This window comes from Streptomyces goshikiensis (assembly GCF_014650555.1).
Lineage (GTDB): Bacteria > Actinomycetota > Actinomycetes > Streptomycetales > Streptomycetaceae > Streptomyces > Streptomyces goshikiensis.
On sequence record NZ_BMVE01000007.1, the window covers coordinates 81,953 to 107,619 of the forward strand.

Consider the following 25,667-nt stretch of genomic DNA (forward strand, 5'->3'; position numbering starts at 1 on the left):
CGGCGGCCGGCTGTGCGTCAGCCGCCGAAGCGGCCCGTGCACAGGGCGACGATCGAGGGGTCGAGCATGCCCCGGGCCGCCGAGCACAGCGAGGCCATGTCGTACGCGGACCGGGGCGCGGGCCGCGCCTTCGGGCGGGCCGCGGCGCGCGGGCGGGACTTCGCGGCGGGGCGGTGGCGGACCGGGTGCGCGGCCTTCGGCGGCCGGGCACGGCGCGCCTCGGACTCGACGGCCCGCGCCGGGCGGAGCGGCCGTACGGGGTGCGGCGGGGGCAGCGGATCGGCCCGCTCCGGGGCGGCGGCCGCGACCGGTGCCTCCGACGCGTCCGGGGTCGGCTCGGCCGCGCCGGAGGGCGACGGCAGTGGGCCGAGCGGCAGCGCCGCGGGCTCCGGTAGCGGGGCGGCGGCCGGCCGGGCCACCGCGGACCGGGCCGCCGCGGGCGCCGGACCCGGCGGTCCGGTGGGTCGTACGGTCATGCATCCGGCGGTCAGTGCCAGCGCGGCGAGGGTCAGGGGCAGGGTCCGGCGCAGCTGCATCCGCCCACCCTGCCGTACCGGCACCCCGGTCGTACGGACCGTCACGCGGACGGGTGAAACCGGGCCCGGCCGGGCCCGCCGGGGCGGTGACGTGGTCGGACCGACGGTTGTTCACGCCGCCGGTCCGCGGGATGGACCGTAGCAAGATCGACATAACCTGGCAATAAGGAGGTATGGGGACGGCGCGGGAGGGCGGGTGCCGGCGCCGGCCGTCGCGCCGTAACCCGGGGACCGTGCCCGCTGTTGCACAGCAGGCGGGTCCACCCACGGTGAACGGAGTTCCAATGCCGCAGCTGACCGACGAGGCCGTGACACCAGACGCGCCGGAGCACGCGGCGGAAGAGACCCCCGAAGGGACAGCGCCACCCGCGGCCGGAGCCGCCGCGGTGCCGGAGCGGTCCGGGACCTGGATGACTCCGGCGGAGTACGGGGCGTCGCGCGCCGCCCTGTGGACCGGAGCCCTCGTCCTCGTCACCGACACCGACGGCCGGGTCCTCCTCCAGACCGTCGACTACCGGCCCGACCGCCTCATGCCCGGCGGCGCCGTCGACGCCGGCGAGTCACCCGCCGCCGCGGCCGCCCGCGAGATGCGCGAGGAACTCGGCGTGGACGGCCACTACCCGCACGGCCTCGCCGTCGACTGGATCCCCGCCGACACCCCCGGCTTCCCGCCCGAGACGCGCTTCCCCGGGGAGATCCTCCACGTCTACGACGGCGGCACCTGGACCCCCGACCGGATCGACGCCGTCCGCCTCCCCGCCCAGGAGATCACCGGCATCGAGTTCGCCGAGCCGGCCGACCTCCCCGCCCTGATGGACGCGGGCGACGCCCGCCGCGCGCTGTCCGCCCTGCGCGCCCGCGTGGCCGGAGCAGGCGCCGTCCTGCTGGAGGACGGCCGTCCCACCGCGCCCACCGCCCTCGACCGGCTCGGCGCCCTGCGCACCCGCCGCGTCCCGCAGCGCGCCGCCTGGCACCCCGGCCCCGTCCCCGCGCACCTGCCGGTACGGGAGCGCTCGGGCTGGCTGTTCGCCCCCGACGGCCGCGTCCTGCTGCTGATCGCCCGCGCCACCGGCGCCGCCCGCCTCCCCTCCCCGACGGCCGGACCCACCGCCGGCGCCCTCCCGCTGGGCTACCGGCACGACGCCGGGGCAGCGGGTCCCGCCTGCGCCGACGCCCGTACCGCCGCCCGCCTCACGGCCCTGCCCCCGGCCGCCGACCCGGCGTACGCCCGCCTGCTGGCCACCCCCGAACAGGTCCGGGAGCTCAGCGACTGGGGCCCGGCGGGGCTGCGGGAACTCGCCTCGGTGCACGAGGCCCGCGAACACCTCTGCCTCCCGGCCCCGCCCCGGACCCCGCCCGTGGAACTCCCCGAGGAAGGCCGCCACTTCTGACCCGGCGGGGAGCCGCCCGCCGCCGCGACCGGCGAAATCCCGGGCGCGCGGGCCGCGGTCCAGCAGCATGGCCCCATGAGCGACAGCGCGATCACCTACACCCTCTACATCCAGGCCGACCCCTCCCGGGTGTGGCAGGCCCTGACCGAGCCCGCCTTCACCCGCCGCTACTGGGGCCTGAGTTTCGAGACGGACTGGACGGTGGGCTCGGCCATGGCCTGGGTGGAGCGCGGGGCCCGCACCACCGACCCCGCCCAGGTGGTCCTGGCCTGCGTCCCCCACCGGCTGCTCGCCTACACCTGGCACACCTTCACCCCGCAGTGGGCCGCGGCCGTCGGCATCTCCGAGGAACTGCGGGCCGAGCTGGAGCGGGAGCCGCGCACGAAGGTCACGTACGAGATCGAGCCGGTCGGCGACACCCTCGCGCGGCTGACCGTCCGTCATGAGGGGTTCACCCCCGGCGGCACCCTGATCGGCATGTGCGGCCGCGCCTGGCCGATGCTCGCCTCCAGCCTCAAGACCCTTCTGGAGACCGGCGCCCCGCTGCCCGAGCCGGAGCACGAAGGCACCCAGGGCCACGGGGGCCACGAGGCGCACGAGCACTGACCGAGCGGACGGCGCGGCCCGGAGCCCGGAGCCCGCGCTCCGGCCGCACCCGGCCCCGGCCGCGCTCCCGCCGCACCCGGCCCCGTCCGACCCGCCCCGCCCGAACGGGCCTGTCCCGCACCTGAGATCATGTGTATCGACCACGAATCAGGAGCGCCGCCATGACACTCGAACACCACCGTGTCGTCATCACCGCCGCCGGCCGCGACTTCGGGCGAACCCTCGCCCTGCGTTTCGCGAGCCTGGGCGCCGAGGTCTTCCTCTCCGCCCGCACCCTCGACGCCGCCGAACGCGTCCGCGAGGAGATCCGTGCGCAGGGCGTGGACGCCGACCGCGTCCACGCCTTCGCGTGCGAGCTCACGGACCCGGCCTCCGTCCGGGAGTTCGCCGCCTCGGTCGCCGCCCGCACCGGCCACATCGACGTCCTGCTCAACAACGGCTCCCGCTACCAGCACGGCACCGACCTGCTGTCCGCCTCCGACGAGGACGTCGTCGACACCCTCGCTTCGGGAGCCACCGGCACCGTCCTGGCCACCAAGGCCTTCCTGCCGCTGCTCCTCGCCTCCGCCAAGCCCGACATCGTCACGATGGTCTCCGGCTGCGGCGAGAGCGGCCACCACCGCTCCGAGGCCCACGACGCCTTCTACGCCGCCAAGAGCGCCCAGGCCGGATTCACCGACATCCTCTCCCGCCGGCTGCGCGACCGGGGCGTCCGGGTGATCTCCCTCTACCCGCCGGACTTCGACAACCACGACCCGCTCTCCGAGGCCTGGGAGAACGCCCCGCGCACCGCGAAGGACCCGCTCACCGCCCAGTCGTTGGTGAACTGCGTCCTCTTCGCGATCGGCCAGCCCCGCGACTGCTTCATCAAGTCCTTCCACTTCGAGCAGGTCTGACGGGCCGGCCGGGCCCCTGACCAGCCCCCGCGCGCCGCGCGTGCGCCCGCGTCGTGTGGAATGGGGGGATGGGGACAGCTGAGAACCTGATACGCGGGGGAGGCGACCCGGTGCGCCCCGTCGAGCCTCCCGAGTACTGGCGTTACACCCTGCACCTCGCCTCCCTGGCCGCCGCCCCCGACGAGGCCGACGAGGCCGAGCGGGTGGCGGCGGTCCTGCGCGATCCCGACCGGGTGATGGCCGAAAGCGCCGTGGTGACCCATCTGGACCGCCGGGCCGCGCGGCTGCTGGCCGACGAACGGTTCCAGGACTGGGCCCGCGCCGTGGGCGCCGCCCTCGAAGGCCGCGCCTTCCCGGTGGCGAGGCTGCGCGAGTGGAGCCTGCTGCAGTCGGTCAACCAGGGCGGGCCCTGGTCCGCCGCCGAGCTCGCCGGCGCCTCCGACTGGTGCCAGCGGACCGCCGTCGCGCTGCTCACCTCGTACGAGGCGCTGCGCCTGCTCGCCGACGCCGGCCGCACCCGCCGCGTCCGCCACGCCGCCGCCCAGCGGCTGGTCCGGCGCCCCTCCCTCTGACCCGTGGCTGCGGGCTCCGGCCCGGCGCGCCGCGCGCTTCCGGGCCTGCGTCGGACGCCGGAGCTTCGGGCAGGTGTCGCCCCGCGGAACGGTGAGTGTCATTCCGCCCCCGGCGCCGAAGAACCGCCTCGTGCGCCCATTCGGGGGTCTATGGTCTGCGTACCCGGCCGGTGCCCAGTGTTGTCCGATGCCACTCCGCTACGGGAGGACTCTCCGTGTCGCAGGCTTCACCCATGTCCGCCACCACCCCCGCCCCGCCGGTCCCCACGGCGTTCGGCCAGGTCAAGGGCTGGTTCTCGGCGTACGACCAGGCGCTCTTCGACTGGTTCCTGACCCGCCAGAACCGTGACGCGGACCAGCGGGGCGACATCGCGGAGCTCGGCGTCTACATGGGGAAGAGCGCGATCTTCCTCGGGCAGTACCTGCGGGACGGCGAGGAGTTCACCGTCTGCGACCTCTTCGACTCGCCCGCGCCGGACGACGCGAACCTCGCCGAGATGCAGGGCTCGTACTCCACCCTCACCCGCCGGGCCTTCGAGGCGAACTACACCGCCTTCCACGAGGAACTGCCCACCGTCATCCAGGCCCCGACCTCGGTGGTCACCGCCACGGTGCGCGCCGGCAGCTGCCGCTTCGTCCACATCGACGCCTCGCACCTCTACGAGCACGTCGTCGAGGACGTCGTGTCCTCGCGGACGCTCGCCGCCCCCGGAGCCGTCGTGGTCTTCGACGACTACCGCGCCGCGCACTGCCCCGGCGTCGCCGCCGCGGTCTGGGGCGCGGTCGCCTCCGGCGACCTGAGGGTCATCTGCATCTCGCCGAACAAGCTGTACGCGACCTGGGACGACCCGGAGCCCCTCCAGAAGGAGCTGCGCACCTGGCTGGAGGGCCTCGACGGCGTCTGGCACGGCGTGGAGACCGTGGCCGGGCGGCCGCTGGTCCGCATCGGTGACAAGGGGCTCGCCGCCCCGGAGCCGCCGAAGCCGCTGCGCCCGGCCCCCGCCCCGGAGGCCGCCCCCGCCGCGGCTCCCGTCCGTACGCCCGTGGCCGCGGCCCCCGCGCGCAGGCCGGCGAGCGGCTGGCGCGCGCTGGCCAAGGACCTGCTCCCGCCGGTGGTCACCCGCGCGATCGTGGCGGAGCGCAAACGGCGCCGCTGACCGACGCCGACCGCCGCCGAACGCCGAAACGGCGCCGGCCCCCGCTCGGGGGGCCGGCGCCGTCGTCCGTGCGGCCGTGGAGCGAAGGGCTCAGAGGCCCTTGCGGACCCGGGCCGCGCGGCGGGCCTCGGCGGCCTGGCGGGCCTCCATCGTCTTACGGGACTCCTTGCCCTTGCCGGGCCGGCCCGGGCGGGTCCCGATGCCCCGGAAGCCGAGGTCGGAGCCGGACGGCCGGCCCTTGGCGTCGGTCGGCGCGGCGCCGGCCAGCGGCACCCCGGAGGGGGCCTTCGCGCCGGTGATCCGGCTGAGGGCGGCCTCGCCGGAGCGCACCTGGGTGATCGTCGGCCGGATCCGCGCGTCGGACATCAGGCGCACCATGTCGCGGCGCTGGTTCGGGGTGACCAGCGTGACGACCTTGCCGGACTCGCCGGCGCGGGCCGTGCGGCCGCCGCGGTGCAGGTAGTCCTTGCTGTCGGCCGGCGGGTCCACGTTGACCACGAGGTCGAGGTCGTCGATGTGGATGCCGCGCGCGGCGACGTTGGTCGCGACCAGGACGGTGACCGCCCCGGTCTTGAACTGGGCGAGCGTCCGCGTGCGCTGCGGCTGCGACTTGCCGCTGTGCAGGCCCTCCGCGCGTACGCCCATGGCCCGCAGGTGCTTCACGAACTGGTCGACGCCGTGCTTGGTGTCCAGGAACATCAGCACCCGGCCCTCGCGGGCGGCGATCTCGGTGGCCGCCGAGTACTTGTCGGCCGCGTGGATGTGCAGCACGTGGTGGTCCATCGTGGACACCGTGGCCGACTGCGGGTCCACCGAGTGCGAGACCGGGTCCTTCAGGTACCGGCGCACCAGCTGGTCCACGTTGCGGTCCAGCGTCGCGGAGAACAGCATCCGCTGCCCGGCGTGGTGGACCTGGTCCAGGATCTCGGTGACCTGCGGCATGAAGCCCAGGTCGCACATCTGGTCGGCCTCGTCGAGGACGGTGATCTTCACCCGCTCCAGGTGGACGTCACGCCGCCCGACCAGGTCGCTGAGGCGGCCGGGCGTGGCCACGACGACCTCGGCGCCGGTGCGCAGCGCGCCCGACTGCCTGCCGATCGACAGCCCGCCGACCACCGTGGCCAGCCGCAGCTCCAGCGCCTCGGCGTACGGGGCAAGCGCCTCGGTGACCTGCTGCGCCAGCTCGCGCGTCGGTACGAGGACCAGCGCGAGCGGTCGCTTCGGATCGGCCTTCTGTCCCGCGGTGCGCGCCAGCAGGGCCAGGCCGAAGGCGAGGGTCTTGCCGGAGCCGGTCCGGCCGCGCCCGAGGATGTCCCGGCCCGCGAGGGAGTTCGGGAGGGTGGCCGCCTGGATGGGGAACGGCTCCTTCACCCCCAGGCCGGTCATGGTCGTCATCAGCTCAGGGGGCAGGCCGAGCTCCTCGAAGGCCGCCACCGGCGGCAGCGCCGGGGTGAGGGTCGCGGGCATCGCGAACTCGCCCTGCGGTCCGAGGGTCCGGGGTGCCTTGCCGGAGCCCTTGGCGCCCGGCTTGGTGCCTGCCTTCGCTCCGGCCTTGATGCCGAAACGCCCATGAGGTGACGGGTTCTTCATGCAGAACCTTCCGTGAGGAGTGCGCACGCGGAATGCGGACAGGGTGGTGAACGGAGACGAGCCGGGGCCCGTACCCCTCGGTACGGGCCCCGGCTCGTCGTACGTGTCCGCACCGGGCGAAGGCGCCCCGCGCTTCAAGTTTCCCGGCCATTTTACCAGCCGGCGAGGGTGGTCACGGGGCGGCGCTCCCCCGATCCGCGTACGAGGCGCCCATAAGTTCGATAACCCCCTGTTGGCCGCGCCCGGGGTGTGGCGGGGGTGGCACCCGGGCACTATCGAGACGGCCGCGCGTGCGGCCCGCAGTGGAACGTTGAGAAGGATCAGTACCCATGGCAACAGGCATCGTGAAGTGGTTCAACGCGGAAAAGGGCTTCGGCTTCATCCAGCAGGACGACGGCGGCCCGGACGTGTTCGTGCACTTCTCCGCCATCCAGACCACCGGCTTCAAGGAGCTGGCCGAAGGCCAGAAGGTCGAGTACGACGTCACCCAGGGCCCCAAGGGCCCCCAGGCGGAGCGGGTGGTCGGCATCTGACGGCGCTTCACGAGTCCAGTCCGTGAGGGTGAGCCCCGCCGGGTCGGCCCGGCGGGGCTCACGCGTGCCGCGACGGCCGGAGCGCGGCGGCCGGCCCGCTGCTCACACCGCGCGGTGGAGGCCCTTCAGCAGTCGCCAGACCAGCTCCGCGAGCTCCTCTGGGCCCGCCGCCGGGATCCGCCCGTGCAGCCAGTCCGCGAGGACGCCGGTGAAGGCGGCGGCGACGGCCGTGGCGACCAGATCGGGGTGCGGGGCGCCCACCGCCGCCCGCTCGGCGCGGGAGCGGGCGCGCAGCTCCCGGTGCAGGCGCTCGCCCAGCGGGCCGCCGCCACCCGGCAGCAGCAGGGTCCGGTACAGCGCGCCGTGCTCGGCGGCGCCCGCGAGGAAGCCGGCCAGGGCCGCCGGCGGCCGGGCCGGGGGCGGCGCGGCGGGCTCCGTCTGCCAGGCGTGCAGGGCGTCGACCGCGGCGCGCACCACCTCGGCGCACGCGTCCACCGCCAGCGCGGGGAGGTCCTCGTAGTGCAGGTAGAAGGTGGCGCGGCCGATCCCCGCGCGGCGGACCACCGCCGAGACGCTGACCTCACCGAGCGGGCGGTCCGCGCACTCCTCGAACAGGCTCTCGCGCAGCCGGGCCCTGGTCCGCGCGGTGCGCGGGTCCTCGGGGCTCACGCGGCCAGCAGCGCCGCGCCCAGGGCGAGGGCGCCGGGAAGGGCCTGGGCGATCAGGATCCGCCGGTTGGCGGTGGCGGCCCCGTACAGCCCGGCGACGATCACGCAGACGAGGAAGAAGACCTGCGTCGCGAGCGAGTCGATGACCAGCGCCCAGACCAGGCCGGCGGCCAGGAAGCCGTTGTAGAGGCCCTGGTTGGCGGCGAGCGGGGCGGTGAGGCGGGCGGTGTCCGCGTCGAAGCCGGACAGGGCCCGGCCGGGCGGCCGCTGCCACAGGAACATCTCCAGCACCAGGAAGTAGCCGTGAAGCGCGGCGACTATGCCGATGAGGACCTGGGCGACCGTGTGCACGGTGATCTCCGCTCTGTGGGGCGTGCGCGACTGAGGCGGCCCACGGTAGCGATTTCCTGGACAGGTGTCCAGAAACTCTCGGGAGCGGTTAGGGTGGCCGCATGACCGTGCTCGTGTATGAGGATTTCGGTACCGGACGCCACCGTGAGAGCTCCCTGATCCGCCACGCCCTCGGCAGCGTGCACGACGAGGTGCTCCTCGCGGGCCTCGCCGGCGGCATCGGCTTCATGTACTTCGTGTTCGAGTACCCGGGCCGGCCGCCCGTTCCGACGATCGTCGCCCAGGCGCACCCCGAGCCCTGGGTCCAGGTCACCCTCGGCCGTCTGGGCATCCCCTACCAGGCCACCCGCAGCGCCGCACCCCGCTGGGGCCGGGTGTGCGGCGCGCTCGACGCCGGGTTGCCGGTGTTCTGCACCGTCGACAGGTCCCGGCTGCCCTGGCACGGCGCCGCCGTCAGCCCCGAGCTGGCCGGCGCCGACCCGTACACCGTGGTGGTGGCCGGGTACGAGGGCGATGACCTCTACGTCGAGGACGGCGCCGCGACCCCGTACCGGATCGGCCGGGAGGAATTCGGCGCCGCCTGGACCGGGCACCGCGACGGCCACCACCAGATGGTCCTGCCCACGGGACGGGCCACCGCCGAACCGGACGTCGACGGTGCCGTCGCCGCCACGGTCACCCGCCTCACCGGACCCGTCCTCGGCAACCGGTTCGACGTCAACTTCGGCTTCTCCGGCATGGAGAGGTTCGCCGCGCAGCTGCGCGACGCCCACACCGAGGCCGGCTGGGAAAGCCGCTTCGGCACACCGGAGGCCTTCGCGGCGGTCACCGGCCGGCTGGACGCCTGCCTGGAGCGGGAGTGGACCGCCCCCGGCGCCACCCGGCCGCTGTACGCCGACTTCCTCGACCTCGCCGGGCGGCCGGAGGCGGCCGGGCTCTTCCGGGACTCCGGCCGCCACTGGTCGCGCCTGGCCGAGCTGGCCCGTACGGCCGCGCCGGACTCCGACACGGCCGCGCGGCGGGACCTGTTCGACGCCTGCGCCGACCTCGTGGACCGCTCCGTCGCCCTGGAGCGCGAGGCCGTCGCCCTGCTGGAGCGCTGAGCCCGGCCGGCCTCAGGTCTCCCGGGCGGAGACGGAGATGGCGGAGACCGGACAGGCCCGGGCCGCCTCCCGCACCAGGGCGCTGCCCGCGCCGTCCTCCCGGCCCGGCACCAGCTCGCTGAAGCCGTCGTCGTCCTGCGTGAACACCTCGGGCGCGGTCAGGGCGCACTGGCCCGCGCCGATGCAGACGCCCGTGTCGATGGAGATCCGCACGGCGCTCACCACGCCACGGGGAGTTCGACCATGCCCTGGATGGTGTCCCCGGGCTTGAACGGGATCAGATCGGGCTCGGCCGCCAGCCGCAGACCGGGCAGCCGGTCGAACAGGGTGCCCAGCGCGATCTCCATCTCGGCCCGGGCCAGGTTCTGCCCCAGGCACTGGTGGATGCCGAAACCGAAGGCCAGGTGGTGCCGGGCGGGCCGGTGCCAGTCCAGCGCGTCGGGGTTCTCGAACACCGCGTCGTCGCGGTTGATGACGGAGGTGGAGAAGACCACCCCGTCGTCCGGGCGGATGGTCACCCCGCCGATCTCGATGTCCTCGGTGGCCACCCGCAGCATCCCGTCCGCGATCGACAGGAACCGCATCAGCTCCTCCACGGCCTCCGACATCAGCGACGGCTCCGCGCGCAGCTCGGCCAGCTGCTCCGGATGCCGCAGCAGGGTGAACGTACCGAGCGAGATCATGTTCGCCGTGGTCTCGTGTCCCGCGATCAGCAGGATCGCGGCGAGCGAGACGAGTTCGTCGATGTCCGTCTCGCCGGTCTCCAGGCGCGTCGCGACCAGCTCGTCCAGCAGCCCGTCACCCGGGTCCGTCCGCTTGCGCTCGATCAGACCGGCCAGATAGCCGTTGATCTGATCGCGGGCGTCCCGGGTGTCCGCGGCCTCCGGGCCGCGCAGCAGCCGCCTCGACTGGGCCTCGAAGAACTCGTGGTCCTCGTACGGGACCCCGAGCAGGGCGCAGATCACCATCGAGGGCACCGGCAGGGCGAAGGAGCTCACCAGCTCGGCGCGCGGGCCCCGGGCGACCATCGCGTCGATCAGCCGGTCCACGGTCTCCTGGATCCGCGGCCGCAGGGCGGCGGTCCGCTTCAGGGTGAAGCTCGGGATCAGCATCCTGCGCTGGGCGTTGTGCTGCGGGTCGTCGACGCCGAGGAGGGCGGTGCGGCGGTCCTGCAGGCCCTGGAAGCGGCGGCTGGGGGTGGGGAAGGAGGCGTTCTGGCGGTCGGCGGAGAGCCGGCCGTCGGAGAGGAGGGAGCGGGCCTCGGGATGGCCGGTGACCACCCACACGGAGCGGCCGTCGAAGAGGGTGACCCGGGAGAGGGGCCGCCCCTCCCGCAGGGGCTCGTAGGCGGCCGGGGGGTGGTAGGGGCAGGTCCGGTCCTGGGGGAAGGCAACGGTTTCTGACATTCCAGCACCTCGCAAGCGATGGTTCCGTCGTTCCGGACTCCATTACATGCCTTGGGCACCTATCCCACCTATGCCACTTTCGGCCACATCATCCGAGTTCGCCCAGGTGGGTGTCGAGGAACGCGCGGAACTCCTCGCCGGTCATCGGGCCGGCCTGGCTCGCGACCGCCTCGCCGGCGCTGACCAGGACGGCGGTGGGGGCGCCGGTGACCCCGAAGCGCCTGGTCGTGCCGGGGCAGCGGGTCATGTCGGTACGGACGGCGGTCAGCCGCGCCCCGTACTCCTCGGCGAGCTCGCCGACGACGGCGTCCATCGCCCGGCAGGCCTCCACGGCCTTCGGCCAGGTGCCGGTGAAGTAGGCGAGAACCGGCCCCGGGGCCATGGAGAGGATGAAGTCGAACTCCTGGTCTTCGAGTGGCTGGTGGATCCGACGTGCCATGGGTGGGGCTCCTGCTCGTGCTCATCCGGCGTGGGTGACCATCATCGCCGCCCGCCGGAGTGGGTGTTTGCGCCAAGGCGCGCGGCCGGTTCCCGGGGGTACGGAGGGGGTGTTCCGGTCGATGCTCCAGGACCCTTCGCGAGAGGTAGGGCAGATGCGTCCGCTGATGTATGTTGCGCACGGCATTTCCGCCATCAGGGGGCCGATCGCCTTGCATGTGCGAGGTAGTTGATCGGTGTGTCGGGAGGGGTCTCCATGACGTGTGGCAGGCAGAACCAGCGGAGAGCGGGCCTCGCGCTCGCGGCGGCGGCGCTGCTCCTGGCGGGCTGCGGGCAGTCGGCGGAGACGAAGGGCGCGGATGGCGCGAAGGACGGCGCGAAGGGCGGCGCGGCGGCCGGGGCTTCGGCTTCGGCTCCGTCTTCGGCGAAGGTTTCCGTGGCACCGCTGGGGCCCGGTGAGGTACGGGTGGGCGGCGAGGTCGCCAAGCCGTACTCCGTCACCCTGGCCGACCTGCGCAAGCTGCCGCAGGCCTCGGTCGAGGTCAAGTTCACCAGCGCCAAGGGCGAACAGCGCCACACCTACCAGGGGGTGCCGCTGCACGACGTGCTCAAGACGGCCGAGCCGCGGTTCGACGCCGCCAAGAAGAACGGCCAGCTGCGCGGCTTCGTCTCCGCGACCGGCGGCGGCGACTACCGCGCCGTGTTCGCCTGGGCCGAGATCGACCCTGGCTTCGCCAAGAGCCAGGTGCTGCTGGCCGTCTCCGAGGACGGCGTGGCCTTCGACGACGCCGCCGGGCCCCGGCTCGTCGTACCGCAGGACACCAAGGGCGGCCGGTACGTGTCCGAGCTCAACCAGCTGTGGGTCGGGGTCGTCGACCCGGTGGTCGACGGGGCGAAGTGACGGTGGGTCCGCGGGAGACCGGCGGCCGCTCCCGGCCCGGGCGGCGGGCCGTCCTCGGCGCCGGGGGACTGGCCGCGCTCGCCGCCGGCGCAGCCGTACTGACCACGGCCGACGCGCGCACCCCGGGCGACGACCGGGAGGCCGCGGCGGGCGGCGCGGTCGCGTTCCACGGCCCCCACCAGGCCGGCATCCTGACCCGGCGCCAGTCCCACGCCCACCTCGCCGCCCTCGACCTCGCCGCTCCGGCCGTCGCCCCCGGTGCCGGAGCCGGTGCCGGCACCGGGGCTGGACGGGCCGGGGCGGCCGCCCTGCTGCGGACCTGGAGCGCCGCCGCCGCGCGGATGACCCGGGGCGAGCCGCCGGTCGACGGCGGGGCCGACACGGGGGTGGCACTCGGAGCCGGGCCCGCCGCCCTCACCGTCACCTTCGGCCTCGGCCCGGGCTTCTTCGACCGGGCCGGGCTCACCGCCGCCCGGCCCGAGGCCCTCGCCCCGCTGCCCGCCTTCCCCGACGACGAACTCGACCCCGCCCGGGGCGGCGGTGACCTGTTCGTCCAGGTCGCCGCCGACGATCCGTTCGTCGCCGTACACGCGCTGCGCACCCTCCAGCGGCTCGCCCGGGGCGCCGCGAGCACCCGCTGGGTCATGTCCGGGTTCACCCGCTCGGCCGGCGGGACGCACCGCAACCACATGGGCCAGCTCGACGGCACCGCCAACCCGGCCCCGGCCACCGATCCCGCGCAGCGGGCCCGGATCCTCGTCACGGGTTCCGGCTCCGGCTCCGGTTCCGGCGTGCCCGGCTGGCTGGAGGGCGGCTCGTACGTCGTCGTACGCCGGATCCGGATGCTGCTCGACCACTGGGAGGGGCTCCCCGCGCAGCACCGCGAGCAGGCCGTCGGGCGGCGGGTGGCCGACGGGGCGCCGCTGACCGGCGGCGCCGAGCGCACCCCCGCGGACCTCGATGCCGCCCGGCCCGACGGGGTCCCGGTCATCGCCGCCAACGCCCACATCCGGCTCGCCGCCCCGCGGAGCAACGCCGGGGCCACGATGCTGCGGCGCGGCTGGTCGTACTACGACGGGCTGCGCCCCGACGGCACGCCGGACGCCGGGCTGCTCTTCGTCGCCTGGCAGGCCGATCCCCGGACGGGCTTCATCCCCGTCCAGCACCGGCTGGCCCGGGGCGACGCGCTCGCGCGGTACGTCGTGCACGAGGCCTCGGCGCTCTTCGTCGTACCGCGGGGCGCTGCCGAGGGGGAGTACGTGGGGCAGGCGCTCCTCGAAGCCTGACGGACCGGTTGTCAGTGCCGCCTGTGAAGCTTGGGGGCATGGACGACAGGATGCTGCGGCGCCGGGTCTACGGCGCCGACCACGAAGACCCCGACCCCGGCCCGCGCCCCGGCCATGTCTACGGCGAACTCGTGGGCGGTCCCCTCGACGGACTGCTCCTGGACGTCACGGGGTGGAGCGAACCGCAGTGCGCCGAGGAGGCCCGGCTCCCCACCGAGATAGGCAGGTACGGGGCGGGCGGGCGCGCGCACTACCGCCGCCGGGCGGCCGATCCGGGGCGCTGGGACTGGGCGGGGGACAGCCCGTGACGCCGTGCTGACGCCACGGCCGTGCGGTGGCGCGGCGGACCGAGCCCCCGGACCGCCGACGTGTGTCCGGGGGCTCTGTACTCCTCTTCGGCCGGAGGGGCCGATTCGGATGCGCCCGGCGCCCGGTCAGTCGCGGACGGCCCCGCGGCTCACGCTGCGGGCCCACAGGACCAGCGGGACCTGGAGCGGCAGCCGGCCGACCGCCACCGCCCGCACGGCGGGGGACCGACGGCGGGCGTCGACCGCCATCTTCACGTTCGCCGGGAACACGCCGACGAAGAACGCCGCCGTGGCCAGCGCCGCCACCCGCCGCGTCCGCGGATGGGCGACACCGGCGGCGAGGGCGAGTTCGGCCACGCCGCTGGCGTACGTCCACTGCCGCGGGGTGCCGGGCAGCGAGCGCGGCACGATCGCGTCGAACTTCTCCGGCGCGACCGCGTGTGCCACCGCCGCGCCGGCCAGCAGACCGGCGAGCAGCAGGGGTGAGGAGGGGGTGCGCGGCATGGGAGTCCTCTCGGAGGGGCCTGGGCCCGCGATCCTACTCGCCGGTAGCCCGGACCGGGAGGGCCGGATTCCGGGCCCCGCGCCGCGCCGCCGCGGCTGCGCCGGGGCCGGCCCGAATAATTTCCCGGAAGCTGTCGATCCGGGCCCCTCCCGTTCGACGCAGGGGTGAGAGGCGGGGAAAGCCCCGCCTCCCGACCGAGGAGTCACCATGCCGCGCTTCCTTTCGCTCATCCGCATCGACGAGCAGAGCCTCAACTCCGACACCGAGTTCCCCCCGGACTTCATGGAGCGCATGGGCGCGCTGATGGAGGAGATGACCAAGGCCGGGGTCATGCTCGGCACCGACGGGCTGCTCCCCACCGCCGACGGCACCCGCGTCACCTGGTCCGGGGGCAAGATCAGCTACACCGACGGCCCCTTCACCGAGACCAAGGAGGTCGTCGGCGGCTACGCCATCATCCAGGCCAAGGACAAGGCCGAGGCCCTGGAGTGGACGAAGCGGTTCCTGGAGATCCACCCCGAGCAGTGGACCGTCGGCGCCGAACTGCGCCAGATCGCCGAGGGCTGACCGCGCCGCGTTTGCCCCGCCCCGTCACGGCTGCTCTGATGGGTGGCCGTGACGGCAGTGACGGCGGCCCAAGCGGTCGAGACGGTGTTCAGGATCGAGTCCGCGCGCATCATCGCCGGTGTCGCCCGCATCGTGCGGGACATCGGCATCGCCGAGGAGATCGCGCAGGACGCCCTGGTCGCCGCCCTCGAACAGTGGCCCGAGTCGGGCGTCCCGGAGAAACCGGGCGCCTGGCTCATGGCCACGGCCAAACACCGCGCCGTCGACCTCGTCCGCCGCAAGGAGACCTACGCCCGCAAGCTCGCCGAGGTCGGCCGCACCCTGGAGGACGTCCCCCCGCCCGCGGAGCCGGCCGGACCGCAGGACATCGACGACGACCTGCTCCGGCTGATCTTCACCGCCTGCCATCCCGTCCTGGCCACCGACGCCCGGATCGCACTGACGCTGCGCCTGATGGGCGGGCTCACCACCCAGGAGATCGCCCGCGCGTTCCTCACCTCCGAGCCCACCGTCGCCCAGCGCATCGTCCGGGCGAAGCGGGCCCTGGCCAAGGCCGGGGTGCCCTTCGAGGTCCCGTACGGGGCGGACCGAGACGAGCGGCTCTCCTCCGTCCTCGAAGTGATCTACCTGATCTTCAACGAGGGGTACGCGGCGACCGCCGGCGAGGACCTCGTCCGCCCGGCCCTGTGCGAGGACGCCCTCCGGCTCGCCCGCGTCCTGGCCGCCCTGATGCCGAAGGAGCCCGAGGTGCACGGCCTGGCGGCGCTGCTGGAGTTCCAGGCCTCCCGGATCAACGCCCGCACCGGCCCCGACGGCGAACCGGTGCTGCTCGCCGACCAGAACCGGTCCCGGTGGAACCGCCTCCTCATCCGCCGGGGCATCGAGGCCATGGGCCGCGCGGGCAGCGGGCCGTACTCCGTACAGGCCGCCATCGCCGGCTGCCACGCGGACGCCGTCCGGTACGAGGACACCGACTGGACGACCATCGCCGCGCTCTACGGGCGGCTCGTCCAACTGGTCCCGTCGCCGGTGGTCGAACTCAACCGGGCGGTCGCCGTCTCCATGGCGCAGGGCCCGCAGGCGGCGCTCGCGATCGTCGACGCCCTCGCGCAGGAGCCGGCCCTGCGCGCGTACCACCTGCTGCCGAGCGTACGGGGTGACCTGCTGCGGCGGCTGGGCCGCCGGGCGGAGGCCCGCGCCGAGTTCGAGCGGGCCGCCTCCCTCACCCGCAACGCCCGGGAACGGGCGCTGCTGCTGGGGCGAGCCGCCGAGGCGTCGGAGACCTGAACGCGGCCTTCGCGCCCGCCCGGCCGTCAGACCTCGACGCCGCCGCGCACCGGCTGCCGGGGCGGGGTCAGCGCGATCGGCCGCCGGAAGCCGCCGCCACGGGCGATGTCCTGCACCGTGCGCCGCAGCGCCTCCTGGAAATCGCCCATCGTGCGGCGCGCCGCCGGGGTGTCCACGTACAGCGAGTTCATGTGCAGGCCGGCCGCGTCCCGCTGGAACCAGGAACAGGCCCCGTTGGCGCGCGCCGACCAGACGTGGGTGGCGGGCCGCCAGTCGCCGTGGCGTTCCGCGCCCGGGACCTTGCGCATGTCGATGTACGAGAAGAAGTTCACCGGGTACGGCCAGGACTGGGCGGCGAACTCCTCGGGCGCCAGCAGCTGCCACGCCCGGACGAACGGCACGTCGATGTGGCTGATCATCTCGCTGAATCCGGCCCTGACCCCGGCCATGACCTGGCCGAAGTCCCGGCCGGGCGAGGCGTCGAACTCGATCGGCATGGTGTTGACGAACCAGCCCACCGCATGGTTCCAGGGGCCGCGACCGCGCTCGCTGACCGGCATGAACCCGCGGTACACGCCGGGCCCGCCCGCTTCCCGCAGACAGAACGCGACCGCCGCGAGCACGCCCATGAACGGCTTCCCGTCCACCGCGAGACAGGACTTCTCGAACACCTCGGCCTCGGCGGCGTCGAGCAGCTCGGAGGCCTCGTTGACGATCGGGTACATCCGGTCCGGCTCCACGCCGAGGTCCAGCGGGAAGCGCGGGAAGAACTCGCCGTTGCGCGCGATGAACGACTTCCAGTAGTCGAGGCGTTCGTCGCCCGCGTCGATGGAGAGGTAGCGCCGGCGCTGCTCGTCGGCGAAGTCGAGGTAACTCGGGGCGGCCGCCGGCAGCCCGGCGTCCAGGCCGCGGCGCAGGGCCTCGTACTCGGTCAGCACCTCGCGGACGACGATCGGCATCGACATGCCGTCACAGACGATGTGGTCGAAGGCCAGGTACACCGTCGCCGAGTCCTCGCGCAGGACGGCGCCCATGGTGAACAGCGGCCAGGACAGCGTGTCGATGCTGCGCGTGAACCGTTCCGTCAGGAAGCCGCGCAAGCCCTCGGAGGTGTCGAAGGAGCCCACGGGCACCGCGTCCAGGGCGAGTTCGGCGGGTGTGAAGGGTGCGCAGGAGAGCTCACCCGCCAGCCGGCGGAACTCGCAGCGCAGTACCTCGTGCCGCCGGACGAAGGCCAGCAGGGCCTGGGCCAGCGCCTGTTCGTCGAGCCGGCCGGCCACCTCGAAGGTCACCGCGAGCCAGGACGCGACCGGGTCGCCGGACCCGCGGCTCTCCTCGGCGACGGTGAAGTGCTTGTCCTGGTTGAAGGACGCCCTCCTGTCCGCCGCCCCGTCCCGGCCACGGGCCCGCGCCGCCGTGGACCGCAACCGCCACTCGACCACCCGTCCGGGCGCCAAGTGGTGCATCTCCAGAGGAAACTGCCGCATTCCGTCATCCCTTCGCCCCCAGAGTCAACCCCCAGCCCCTAACGACACCCGCAGCACGGAAGTGACGCCCGGCCCGGAGGGGGCCTACCGGGGGCCCGTCCCGTCGGGGTCCCCGGTGGCCTCGGGGCTCTCGGGGTCCTCGGGGTCCTCGGTGGCGTCGGGGCGGACGGCGATGTGGTCGGAGGCGAGGTCGACGGCGACGCGGTGTTCCATGCCGAGGGCCTGGAGGAACTTGTGGGGGAGCTGGACGCGGCCGGTGCGGTCGAGCATCACGTACTCGCGTTCGGTGGTGGTCTCCTCGCCGTGTTCGTCGGTGGTGGTGCGGCGCAGGACCTCGCTGCTGGTGCGGCCGTCGCGGATGGCGACGGTACGGCGGACCTCGCCGGCGACGAGGGGGTCGTGCGTGACGATGACGACGGTGGCGCCGAGTTCGCGGTTGACGGTGCGGAACGCCTCGAAGACGGCGGCGCCGGTCTCGGAGTCGAGTTCGCCGGTGGGTTCGTCGGCGAGCAGGACGGCGGGATCGTTGGCCATGGCGACGGCGATGGCGACGCGCTGCTGTTGTCCGCCGGAGAGTTCGGCGGGCCGGCGGGCGTGGAGGTCGCCGATGCCGAGGGCGTCGAGGAGCTGGTCGACGCGGGCCGCGTGCGCGCGGGCGGACCTGCGGCGGGGGTCCCCCAGCTGCATGGGCAGCGCGATGTTCTGGGCCGTGGTGAGGAAGGGGAGGAGGTTGCGCGCGGTCTGCTGCCAGACGAAGCCGACGGCCGAGCGGCGGTAGCGCAGACGCTCCTTGGGCGGCATGTCGAGGAGGTCGTACCCGGCGACGGTGGCCTGGCCGGCGGTGGGGGTGTCGAGGCCGGCGAGGATGTTGAGCAGGGTGGACTTGCCGCTGCCGGAGGCTCCTACGAGGGCGACGAGATCGCCCTGGCGGACGGTGAGTTCGAGGCCCTGGAGCGCTTGGACCTCGATGCCGTCGGTGCTGAAGATGCGGACGAGGCGGTCGCAGGTGATGGCGGCGTCGGCGGCGTGGCCGCGCGGGGCGGCCGCGGCGAGGGCCTGGCGGCGCAGGTCGTCGAGGGTGGGGCTGGTCATCGGCTGTCTCCCGCTCGGAGCTCGGTGGTGATCTGGCGCCGTCCGGAGACCGCGGCTTCGGCCAGGACGGCGAGGACCGCGAGGGCGGCGAGGGTGAGGGTCTGGGTGGTGAGGGGACGGGGGAGGACGCGCAGGCCGGTGGGGACGGCGGTGCCGACGAGGGCGGAGAGGTCCACGGCGGGGCCGAGGAGCGCGACGGCGGCCGCGGCGAGCAGGCCTCCGCCGCAGGCTGCGGCGACGGCCTGGGGCAGCGCCTCGGCGAGGATGAGCGCGATGCCCTGGCGCGGCCGCAGGCCCATGGTCCGCAACCGCGCCAGCGACGCCGCCCGCTCGGGCGCCGCCCGCGCCAGCGTGATCAGCAGAGCCAGCAGTGCGAAGACGGCCGCGGCGGCGACCGAACCCCAGAAGATCCGGCCCGCCGAAGCCTGGAGCGGATCACGCCCGAGCTCGGCGGCGGTGGCCTCACTGGTCTGGATCAGCAGGCGCTCGGCGACCGCCGCCGGGACCGTCTCCCGGACGAGCGCCCGCAGCCGGGCGTCCGCGACGGGCCCGAGCCCGAACCAGAGGTTGGGCTTCGCCGCCCGGGGGACGTGGGCGAGGACGGGGCCGGCGGGCAGCACGATCGTGGCCGCGCCGGCGCCGGGCAGCGCGGGCGTGCCGTCGAACTCCCCGACGGGCCGCGCCCGTAGCTCCTCGCCGCCGCCGAGCCGTAGCCGGTAGCCGTCCTCGGTGGCCTTCGCCGCCAGGTCCTTGCTGAACAGCGCCGGTACCGGGGCGTTCGCCGCCGCCGCGCCGCCCGCGAGCAGTCCCGGATCGAACTGCCCGCGCCCCACGGCCCGGGCCAGCTCCGCGTACGCCACCGGATCCGCGACGACCACCGTGATCCGCGGGGAACCCTGCCCGCCGGCGCCGAACAGGAACGCCTCGGAGTCCGTCCACACCGGGAGGCCGGTGCGCACCCCGGACAGAGCGGTGGCCGCCTCCGTCAGCGCCGGCGGCAGCGAGTCCCCGGCGGCCGCGGCGATCCGGGCGTCGCCGCCGACGCTCTGGCGGGCCGCCTGGGCGCGGGAGCCGTCGACCGCCGTCAGGACGTTCGCCCCGAACCCGGCCGTGGTGACGGCGAGCAGCAGCGCCACCAGCGGCAGTACGGAGGGCCTGCCGCGGCCCCCGGCGCCCCGGGCGGCGCGCGCCAGGCCCAGGAAGCCGATCACTCCCGACCCCCGCCCGGCGCTCCGGGCCAGGGCCCCCATCAGCGGGGGCTGGATCCTGGCCAGCAACAGCCCGCCGGACAGCGCCAGCAGCAGCGGCGCCGCGATCAGCAGCGGGTCCACGCTCTGCCCGGCCGGGGCGATCCCGCGCGAGCGGACCTCGTACACGGCCGCGGCGGTGGCCGTGAAGACGAGCAGTTCCCCGACCAGGCGCCGGCGCGCGGCGGGCCGCCCGCGCCGGGGGGACAGCAGCACCAGCGCGCGTACGGGAAACGCGAGCAGCGCGAACAGCGTGATGGCGGCGGCCGCGAGGAGCGCGGGCGCCAGCCGCGGCGTCGGCAGCAGCGACACCGCGAGCGCGGTCGCGAGCAGCGCGCCCGGCAGTACGGTCACGGCGCTCTCGCCGAGGAGCCTGCGCAGGATCTCGGGGCGCGAGCCGCCGCGCGCCAGCAGCAGCACCAGCTCGGTCTCGCGCCGGTCCCCGGTGAGCGCGGCGGCCAGGCAGAACACCACCAGGGCCACCCCGGCGACCCCGGCCGGACCGATCGCGGTGAGCGGCGCGGCGGCCTGCCGGCGCGCCTCGGCCTCCTCGAAGAGGGCCGGCAGCCGGGAGCTGATCCGCAGGTCGTTGCGGTTGGAGTCCTGCATCAGCTGCGTGGCGGTGGGACCGGACACGTACGCGGCGACCTGCCGCCGGGTCTCGGGCAGCTCGTGGACGTGCAGGCTCCCGGTGTCCACCGGGAGCCGCCAGAAGTCCGTGGCGCCGCCGCCCCATTGGACCAGCTGCTCCAGCCCGCCGGCGCCGACGAGGGCGAAGGTCTGCCAGTAGTTCTTGGGCAGCTTGGCCGGGTACACCCGCAGGCAGGCGTGGGTGACGCAGGGCAGGTCGCCCCAGTACGGATCGGCCTCGTCGGCCGCCTCGTACAGGCCGACCACCTCGGCGGAGGCCGCTCCGGTCACGGAGGGGGCCGCGTTCAGCACCGTGCCGACGCGGACGTTCAGCGTTTCGGCCGCGCGGTGCGACAGCGCGACCTCGACCGGTTTCCCGGGCGCCGCGCCGTCCGGCCAGCGGCCGGCGGCGAGCCTGGTGTGCTCGGGCGCCTGCTTGAGGTAGCCGAGGCCGAGGGCGACCGGTACCGCCTCGGGCTGGGGGAGTTCGGGGTTGGTGAGCGAGCGGGTCTTGAGCCCGAGCGAGCCGTGCACCTCGGCGCCGGGAACGAGGCCGAACCCGTCTCCCGTCCTCGCCCGCAGCACGTCCAGTACGGAGTCCAGTTCCCCGGCGGAGCGGCCGGCGGGCCGGGGGCCGGCGGTGGCGTACAGGCTCGCCGCCGTGGGTCCCTTGTCCGTCAGGTAGTCGCGCAGGGCCTGGTCGGCGCCCCGGTCCAGGGCGCGCGGCAGGCCGGCGGCCAGGAGGACGGCGACGAAGGCGAGGGCGGCGGCGAGCAGCGAGGCCGTCGGGGTCGCCCGCAGCCGGGTGCGCACCCAGGGCGTGGGGCGGTTCCGCCGGGGCGGGACGGGGCCGGGCGGCGGAACGGTGCCGGGCGGCGGGCCGGGCGGCGGGCTGGTCACATCTCCTCCACGTGCCGCAGCCGGGCGGCTGTGTTCATGACGTTCCTGTTCCTCGTGCTGCCGAGCACCGCCGACAGCAGCGGTACCGCGGCGATGGCGGCGGTCAGCAGTAACGTTTCCCCGGCCGGCAGGTCCACCAGTACCTCCGGCACCGGACGGCGCGCGGCGGGGGTCAGCACCACCAGCGGGACCACCAGGTGCACGATGGCCGCGCCCAGTGCCAGCCCGACCCCGGCCCCGAGACCGACCAGCACACCGCTCTCGGCGGCGGCCGTCCGGGCCAGGTCCCGCCGGGGCGCCCCGAGCGCCAGCAGGATGGCGAACTCGCGGCCCCGCTCGCGCGCCGCGGCCGCCGCCGAGGCGGCGAACCCGATCGCGGCGAGCACCGCGCAGGCCAGCGCGAGCGCCGCCAGCGCCGCCTGCGGGCCCGCGCTCAGCGGGTCGTCCAGCAGCCCGGCGGCGACCTCCTCGCGCAGCTCCACCCGCTGGGTGCGGGCCCCGGCGCGCAGTTCGGCGGCGGCCTCGGCGGGAGCGCGGTCGTGGGCGGACGCGGCCGGCAGCCACCACTCGTCGGGCGGGGGCAGCTCCAGCCCGCCGCGCGCGGCCAGCAGCCGCCCGGCGGTGGCGGCGTCGACGGCCACGGCGGTGTCCCCGGCCGTGGGCAGCGAACCCACGGCGGCGGTGATCCTCACCGGTACGGAGGTGCCCGCCAGGGTGACGGGCACGACATCGCCGACCTTGGCATCGACGGCGTCGAGGTAGGCGTGCGTGGCGATCCCGGGGACGTCGGCGGCGCCGGCCCCGCCGGTGGTCACCGCGACCTCGGAGCCGGCCCCGCCGTTGTACCCCAGCCGCAGCAGCGGCGGGGCGCCACCGGAGGCGTCCTGACGGTCCTGGTCGTCCGGCAGCAGGAGCCCGTTGGGAGAGGCGCCGCTGCCGCTCCGGGCCGGGGCCGACAGGGTCCAGGCGGGCGCGGTGACCCGGAGCGGAACCGCCGGGCCGGACCCGTCGCGCGCGACGGAGATCCCGCGCACGGCCAGCTGACCGGCGTTGCCCGAGGAGGTGCTGTGGGAGACCAGCACCCCGGCGATGCTCAGGGGCGGCGCCGCGGACCCGACCGGGGCGTCGACCAGCGCGCCGACGTTGAACGCCGCGGTGGCGTCGCCGCTGTCCGGGAGACGGACCATCGGCAACTGGTAGGTCAGCCCGAACCGGTCGCGCAGCAACAGGCCGAGGCGGGGACCGCTCCCGTCACCGGTGCGCTGGACCGTCACGTCGAGATCGATGCGGCGCGGGGCCCCGGGCAGCGGGATGCCGGCCGAGCCGGGGGAGCCGGCGGTGTCCGCCGCGAGGGGGGAGAACAGCTCCTTCATCGGCCGGCCGTCCCTCAAGTCCTCGCGCAGCGGCACCCGTTCGGCGACGGCGGCGGCGTCCAGCGCCAGCAGCTGCCCGGCCTTCCCGTCCGGCAGGTCCTGCCGGGACCGGATCACGGGGAGCACCCGCTCACCGCCGGGCAGCGCCGCGTACCGGCCGCCCCGGCCCAGCGGAGCCAGCTCGCTCTCGGAGATCCGCAGGCCCCCGGCGGTGGCGAAATCGGCCTGGTCGCGCTGGGATCCGGACCACGCCGTGTGCTGCCCCAGCGCCAGGACGCCACTGGAGACGGCCAGGACCAGCAGCAGCACGGGCCCGGTGGCCCGCCCCGGCCGGCGGGCCAGCTGCCAGCCCGCCAGCGCCGGGCCCAGCCCGCGCCCGCGGGCCGCGATCCGCCCGCCCAGCCGCGCCGCGAACGGCAGCAGCCGCAGGACCAGCAGGGTGCCCGCGCACAGCGCCAGCGTCGGCGCCGCGACCAGCACCGGATCCACCCCCAGGCGCCCCGCTCCACCGGCCGGAACGCCGCCCTCCCCGCTGTACCGGTCGAGCTGGCGGTACGCGAGGAACGCGAGCGCCACCAGCGCGAGGTCCGCGCCGGACCGGGCCGCGCTCCCCACCAGCGCCTGCCGGCGCCCGGCCAGGCGCAGGGCCCCCGCCGTCGCCCCGCGCAGTACGGACGGCAGCGTCGTCAGCAGCACGCACACCAGCGCGCAGCCCGCCGCGACCGGCCACAGCAGCCAGGTCCCCGACGTGTCGCCCAGCGGCACCCGGGCCAGCGGGCCCACCCGGCCCAGCAGCCCGAGCAGCGGCGGGGTGAACAGCGGCGCGAGGACGGCGGCGGGCAGGGCCAGCAGCACCGACTCGGTCGCGGTGAGCGCCCCGAGCCGGCGGCGCGAGGCGCCGCGCGCCGTGAGCAGCACCCGCTCGAACTCCTGGCGCTCCGTGAGTAGATGAGCCACCAGAAGCAGCGCCGCCGAGGCCAGTACCGCCAGTTGCAGCGCGCCGACCAGCAGGCTGGACCGGGCGACCACCTGCCCCGACTCCAACGCAGCCAGGAATTCAGGCAGTTCGGTCTGCGACTGGAGCGCCGACGAGGTCTGGAGCCCGGCCTGCAGACCCGTCGCGCGCTCCCGCATCGCCGCCGCCTCCGCGGGCCGCAGGCCGTCGAGATCCGGCGTCAGCAGGGAACTCCGGCCGTTCTGCGGCAGCCCGCCCGAGGTGAACACGGAATCGTCCACGAGCAGCGGGCCGTACGTGGTGAACGCGCCGACCCGCATCTCCCGGCCGCCCAGCGGATCGAGCCGCCAGTACGGGGCGTCGGGCTCGGCCGCCCGGTACACGCCGGTCACCAGCACCGTCAGCGGCGGCCCGCCGAACCGGTCGTCGAGCCGGACCTCGGCGGGCAGCGCGCCCGCCGTCAGGCCGAGCCGGGCCAGCGTCGTCTGCGGAACGGCCAGCTGGATCCGGCCGTCCGCGCCCGCCGCCGGCTTCGGCAGCCGGCCCGCGACGAGCCGTACCCGCCCGGGGTCGAGGGCCGCCAGCACGGTCAGGTCGGCGTCCTTGCCCGGGGCGTGCTCGCCGGGCAGCCCGTACGAACGGCTGCGCGCCAGGCTCTCGATCCCGACCCGCCGGTCGCCGAACAGGTCGGCCGCGAAGGTCCGTACGGCCCGGTCGTCCTTGGCGCGCGCCGACTGCGGACGGTCACCGGTGACCACGACCGCACTGCGCGCCCGCCCCGGTCCCTGGAGCGCCTGGCGCAGCCCGGCCTCGCCCACGGTCCGGGTGAACGCGAGCAGCGCGGTCAGCACGGTGGTGGTGATGAGCGCGGTCAGCAGCACCGCGGCGGCGAGCGGCCACCGCCCGCGCAACCGGCGCACGACGAAGCCGATCATCTGTTCTTGCCCTCCCCGATCCGGACCTTTGGCACCGGATAGCGGACGATGCTGTCAGACGGAAAAGGGCAAGGGAAGGGCCTCGCGGGCAGGATGTGCATGATGAGCACATTCGAAAAAGCAGTGTGCCGGGGGGAATTGACCGGCCGAATCGAGGGGGATTCCAGCATGACGCGACAGCTGACCACGACCCTGGACCCGACCCTGGCCCCGATGGTGGTCGCCGAGGATCTGCACCGCAGTTTCGGTACCGGAGAACGGGCCGTTCACGCCCTGCGCGGAGTCTCTTTCGAAATTCGCCGCGGCGAACTCACCGCCCTTAAAGGACGTTCCGGTTCCGGAAAGACCACGCTCCTCAACCTGGTCGGCGGACTCGATTCCCCGACCCGCGGCAGCGTCACGCTCGACGGCACCGACCTGGCCGGACTGGACGAGAAGGGACTGCTCGCGATGCGGCGCGACCGCATCGGCTTCGTCTTCCAGTCGTTCGGCCTGATCCCCGTCCTCACCGCCGCCGAGAACGTGGGCGTCCCGATGCGGATGCGCAAGGTCGCGGCCGCGCGGCGCGAGGAGCGGGTCCGCACCCTGCTGGCCCTGGTCGGCCTCGCCGACCACGCGGAGCAGCGGCCCGGCGAACTCTCCGGCGGACAGCAGCAGCGCGTCGCCGTCGCCCGGGCGCTGGCCAACGACCCGGCGCTGATCATCGCGGACGAGCCCACCGGGCAGCTCGACTCCGAGACGGGACGCTCGATCATGCGGCTGCTGAGGGCGGTGGTGCGGAGCGAGGGAGTGACCGTACTCGTCGCCACGCACGACCCGGCCCTGATGGAACTCGCCGACCGGGTGGTGGAACTGCGCGACGGCCGCGTCGTGGAGCCGGCGGAGTAGCCCCCGACGCGGTGGCCTCCGTACGCAACCCGGCGAAACCCACGGCGAAGCAGGATTCC

General features: G+C 75.1%; 25 protein-coding genes. 13 read left to right on the forward strand and 12 right to left on the reverse strand.

The window, feature by feature from the left end; genetic code table 11:
- Positions 1-17: 17 nt before the first annotated feature.
- Positions 18-581 (reverse strand): hypothetical protein, encoded by a 564-nt coding sequence (locus IE248_RS21475; protein WP_190031428.1) that lies wholly within the window; start codon positions 579-581, stop codon positions 18-20.
- A gap of 239 nt (positions 582-820) precedes the next feature.
- On the opposite strand from IE248_RS21475, the gene IE248_RS21480 reads away from it, so the two are divergent.
- From IE248_RS21480 to IE248_RS21500, 5 genes are all read left to right on the forward strand, one after another.
- Positions 821-1,927, forward strand: a complete 1,107-nt coding sequence (locus IE248_RS21480) for an NUDIX domain-containing protein (protein ID WP_229895440.1) — start codon at positions 821-823, stop codon at positions 1,925-1,927.
- A gap of 75 nt (positions 1,928-2,002) precedes the next feature.
- Positions 2,003-2,533, forward strand: coding sequence for an SRPBCC domain-containing protein (locus IE248_RS21485; RefSeq protein WP_047960462.1), 531 nt, complete (start codon positions 2,003-2,005; stop codon positions 2,531-2,533).
- A 161-nt stretch (positions 2,534-2,694) separates the two neighbouring features.
- The gene (locus IE248_RS21490; RefSeq protein WP_100583781.1) at positions 2,695-3,429 is read left to right on the forward strand and encodes an SDR family oxidoreductase; all 735 of its coding nucleotides are present in this window, start codon (positions 2,695-2,697) and stop codon (positions 3,427-3,429) included.
- Positions 3,430-3,497: 68 nt separating this feature from the next.
- Positions 3,498-4,001 carry a hypothetical protein gene (locus IE248_RS21495; protein ID WP_047960461.1) on the forward strand — a complete coding sequence of 168 codons (504 nt, stop codon included), beginning with the start codon at positions 3,498-3,500 and terminating at the stop codon, positions 3,999-4,001.
- Between the two features lie 233 nt (positions 4,002-4,234).
- The gene (locus IE248_RS21500) at positions 4,235-5,158 is read left to right on the forward strand and encodes a class I SAM-dependent methyltransferase (protein WP_037797028.1); all 924 of its coding nucleotides are present in this window, start codon (positions 4,235-4,237) and stop codon (positions 5,156-5,158) included.
- Between the two features lie 90 nt (positions 5,159-5,248).
- Here the strand turns inward: IE248_RS21500 and IE248_RS21505 are convergent, their stop codons facing one another.
- Positions 5,249-6,748, reverse strand: coding sequence for a DEAD/DEAH box helicase (locus IE248_RS21505; RefSeq protein WP_078899645.1), 1,500 nt, complete (start codon positions 6,746-6,748; stop codon positions 5,249-5,251).
- Positions 6,749-7,077: 329 nt separating this feature from the next.
- Here IE248_RS21505 and IE248_RS21510 point away from each other — a divergent pair, with 329 nt between their 5' ends.
- Positions 7,078-7,281, forward strand: a complete 204-nt coding sequence (locus tag IE248_RS21510) for a cold-shock protein (RefSeq protein WP_037797027.1) — start codon at positions 7,078-7,080, stop codon at positions 7,279-7,281.
- A 102-nt stretch (positions 7,282-7,383) separates the two neighbouring features.
- Here IE248_RS21510 and IE248_RS21515 read toward each other — a convergent pair whose 3' ends face one another.
- Together IE248_RS21515 and IE248_RS21520 are read right to left on the reverse strand one after the other, a co-directional pair.
- Positions 7,384-7,950, reverse strand: a complete 567-nt coding sequence (locus tag IE248_RS21515; protein ID WP_037797026.1) for a TetR/AcrR family transcriptional regulator — start codon at positions 7,948-7,950, stop codon at positions 7,384-7,386.
- Positions 7,947-8,300: a DUF1304 domain-containing protein gene (locus tag IE248_RS21520; protein WP_073780438.1), complete on the reverse strand. Its 354-nt coding sequence runs from the start codon at positions 8,298-8,300 to the stop codon at positions 7,947-7,949. Before IE248_RS21520 ends, IE248_RS21515 begins: the two co-directional genes overlap by 4 nt.
- A 101-nt stretch (positions 8,301-8,401) precedes the next feature.
- Here IE248_RS21520 and IE248_RS21525 point away from each other — a divergent pair, with 101 nt between their 5' ends.
- Positions 8,402-9,403, forward strand: a complete 1,002-nt coding sequence (locus IE248_RS21525; protein ID WP_190031429.1) for a BtrH N-terminal domain-containing protein — start codon at positions 8,402-8,404, stop codon at positions 9,401-9,403.
- Between the two features lie 12 nt (positions 9,404-9,415).
- On the opposite strand, the gene IE248_RS21530 is transcribed toward IE248_RS21525, so the two are convergent.
- The 3 genes from IE248_RS21530 to IE248_RS21540 all read right to left on the reverse strand — a co-directional run bounded on the left by IE248_RS21530 (position 9,416) and on the right by IE248_RS21540 (position 11,248).
- Positions 9,416-9,616, reverse strand: coding sequence for a ferredoxin (locus tag IE248_RS21530; protein WP_073780478.1), 201 nt, complete (start codon positions 9,614-9,616; stop codon positions 9,416-9,418).
- A 5-nt stretch (positions 9,617-9,621) separates the two neighbouring features.
- Positions 9,622-10,809 carry a cytochrome P450 gene (locus IE248_RS21535; protein ID WP_190031430.1) on the reverse strand — a complete coding sequence of 396 codons (1,188 nt, stop codon included), beginning with the start codon at positions 10,807-10,809 and terminating at the stop codon, positions 9,622-9,624.
- A gap of 88 nt (positions 10,810-10,897) precedes the next feature.
- Positions 10,898-11,248, reverse strand: coding sequence for a thioredoxin family protein (locus IE248_RS21540; RefSeq protein WP_037797021.1), 351 nt, complete (start codon positions 11,246-11,248; stop codon positions 10,898-10,900).
- Positions 11,249-11,503: 255 nt separating this feature from the next.
- On the opposite strand from IE248_RS21540, the gene IE248_RS37460 reads away from it, so the two are divergent.
- Genes IE248_RS37460 through IE248_RS21550 form a run of 3 tightly spaced genes read left to right on the forward strand, consistent with a single transcriptional unit; the run spans position 11,504 to position 13,742 of the window.
- Positions 11,504-12,148 (forward strand): molybdopterin-dependent oxidoreductase, encoded by a 645-nt coding sequence (locus IE248_RS37460; protein ID WP_209520581.1) that lies wholly within the window; start codon positions 11,504-11,506, stop codon positions 12,146-12,148.
- A gap of 2 nt (positions 12,149-12,150) precedes the next feature.
- A complete protein-coding gene (locus IE248_RS21545; protein WP_373301582.1) occupies positions 12,151-13,434 on the forward strand; it encodes a Dyp-type peroxidase in 1,284 nt (427 codons plus the stop codon).
- 38 nt (positions 13,435-13,472) lie between these two features.
- Positions 13,473-13,742 (forward strand): hypothetical protein, encoded by a 270-nt coding sequence (locus tag IE248_RS21550; RefSeq protein ID WP_073780433.1) that lies wholly within the window; start codon positions 13,473-13,475, stop codon positions 13,740-13,742.
- 126 nt (positions 13,743-13,868) lie between these two features.
- On the opposite strand, the gene IE248_RS21555 is transcribed toward IE248_RS21550, so the two are convergent.
- Entirely contained in the window at positions 13,869-14,246 is a 378-nt protein-coding gene (locus IE248_RS21555; RefSeq protein ID WP_190031431.1) for a DoxX family protein, read from the reverse strand.
- Between the two features lie 208 nt (positions 14,247-14,454).
- Here IE248_RS21555 and IE248_RS21560 point away from each other — a divergent pair, with 208 nt between their 5' ends.
- Positions 14,455-14,814, forward strand: coding sequence for a YciI family protein (locus IE248_RS21560; protein WP_190031432.1), 360 nt, complete (start codon positions 14,455-14,457; stop codon positions 14,812-14,814).
- Positions 14,815-14,871: 57 nt separating this feature from the next.
- Entirely contained in the window at positions 14,872-16,101 is a 1,230-nt protein-coding gene (locus IE248_RS21565; protein WP_073793950.1) for an RNA polymerase sigma factor, read from the forward strand.
- A 26-nt stretch (positions 16,102-16,127) separates the two neighbouring features.
- Here IE248_RS21565 and IE248_RS21570 read toward each other — a convergent pair whose 3' ends face one another.
- The 4 genes from IE248_RS21570 to IE248_RS21585 all read right to left on the reverse strand — a co-directional run bounded on the left by IE248_RS21570 (position 16,128) and on the right by IE248_RS21585 (position 24,720).
- Complete coding sequence (locus IE248_RS21570) at positions 16,128-17,588, reverse strand: condensation domain-containing protein (protein WP_124289854.1); 1,461 nt, start codon at positions 17,586-17,588, stop codon at positions 16,128-16,130.
- A gap of 84 nt (positions 17,589-17,672) precedes the next feature.
- Positions 17,673-18,680 (reverse strand): ABC transporter ATP-binding protein, encoded by a 1,008-nt coding sequence (locus IE248_RS21575; RefSeq protein WP_073793953.1) that lies wholly within the window; start codon positions 18,678-18,680, stop codon positions 17,673-17,675.
- On the reverse strand, positions 18,677-21,457 hold the full coding sequence (locus tag IE248_RS21580; RefSeq protein ID WP_190031433.1) for a hypothetical protein: 2,781 nt from the start codon (positions 21,455-21,457) through the stop codon (positions 18,677-18,679). The genes IE248_RS21575 and IE248_RS21580 overlap by 4 nt, the downstream gene beginning before the upstream one ends.
- The gene (locus IE248_RS21585) at positions 21,454-24,720 is read right to left on the reverse strand and encodes an FtsX-like permease family protein (RefSeq protein WP_190031434.1); all 3,267 of its coding nucleotides are present in this window, start codon (positions 24,718-24,720) and stop codon (positions 21,454-21,456) included. The genes IE248_RS21580 and IE248_RS21585 overlap by 4 nt, the downstream gene beginning before the upstream one ends.
- Before the next feature lie 213 nt (positions 24,721-24,933).
- Here IE248_RS21585 and IE248_RS21590 point away from each other — a divergent pair, with 213 nt between their 5' ends.
- Positions 24,934-25,608 carry an ABC transporter ATP-binding protein gene (locus IE248_RS21590; RefSeq protein ID WP_229895460.1) on the forward strand — a complete coding sequence of 225 codons (675 nt, stop codon included), beginning with the start codon at positions 24,934-24,936 and terminating at the stop codon, positions 25,606-25,608.
- The last annotated feature ends 59 nt before the right edge of the window (positions 25,609-25,667 follow it).

Coding starts and splice junctions, on each gene's coding strand:
- IE248_RS21480 (WP_229895440.1), top strand. CDS start 821: ATGCCGCAGCTGACCGACGAGGCCGTGACACCAGACGCGCCGGAGCAC.
- IE248_RS21485 (WP_047960462.1), top strand. CDS start 2,003: ATGAGCGACAGCGCGATCACCTACACCCTCTACATCCAGGCCGACCCC.
- IE248_RS21490 (WP_100583781.1), top strand. CDS start 2,695: ATGACACTCGAACACCACCGTGTCGTCATCACCGCCGCCGGCCGCGAC.
- IE248_RS21495 (WP_047960461.1), top strand. CDS start 3,498: ATGGGGACAGCTGAGAACCTGATACGCGGGGGAGGCGACCCGGTGCGC.
- IE248_RS21500 (WP_037797028.1), top strand. CDS start 4,235: ATGTCCGCCACCACCCCCGCCCCGCCGGTCCCCACGGCGTTCGGCCAG.
- IE248_RS21505 (WP_078899645.1), bottom strand. CDS start 6,748: ATGAAGAACCCGTCACCTCATGGGCGTTTCGGCATCAAGGCCGGAGCG.
- IE248_RS21510 (WP_037797027.1), top strand. CDS start 7,078: ATGGCAACAGGCATCGTGAAGTGGTTCAACGCGGAAAAGGGCTTCGGC.
- IE248_RS21525 (WP_190031429.1), top strand. CDS start 8,402: ATGACCGTGCTCGTGTATGAGGATTTCGGTACCGGACGCCACCGTGAG.
- IE248_RS21535 (WP_190031430.1), bottom strand. CDS start 10,809: ATGTCAGAAACCGTTGCCTTCCCCCAGGACCGGACCTGCCCCTACCAC.
- IE248_RS21540 (WP_037797021.1), bottom strand. CDS start 11,248: ATGGCACGTCGGATCCACCAGCCACTCGAAGACCAGGAGTTCGACTTC.
- IE248_RS37460 (WP_209520581.1), top strand. CDS start 11,504: ATGACGTGTGGCAGGCAGAACCAGCGGAGAGCGGGCCTCGCGCTCGCG.
- IE248_RS21550 (WP_073780433.1), top strand. CDS start 13,473: ATGGACGACAGGATGCTGCGGCGCCGGGTCTACGGCGCCGACCACGAA.
- IE248_RS21555 (WP_190031431.1), bottom strand. CDS start 14,246: ATGCCGCGCACCCCCTCCTCACCCCTGCTGCTCGCCGGTCTGCTGGCC.
- IE248_RS21560 (WP_190031432.1), top strand. CDS start 14,455: ATGCCGCGCTTCCTTTCGCTCATCCGCATCGACGAGCAGAGCCTCAAC.
- IE248_RS21570 (WP_124289854.1), bottom strand. CDS start 17,588: ATGCGGCAGTTTCCTCTGGAGATGCACCACTTGGCGCCCGGACGGGTG.
- IE248_RS21575 (WP_073793953.1), bottom strand. CDS start 18,680: ATGACCAGCCCCACCCTCGACGACCTGCGCCGCCAGGCCCTCGCCGCG.
- IE248_RS21585 (WP_190031434.1), bottom strand. CDS start 24,720: ATGATCGGCTTCGTCGTGCGCCGGTTGCGCGGGCGGTGGCCGCTCGCC.
- IE248_RS21590 (WP_229895460.1), top strand. CDS start 24,934: ATGGTGGTCGCCGAGGATCTGCACCGCAGTTTCGGTACCGGAGAACGG.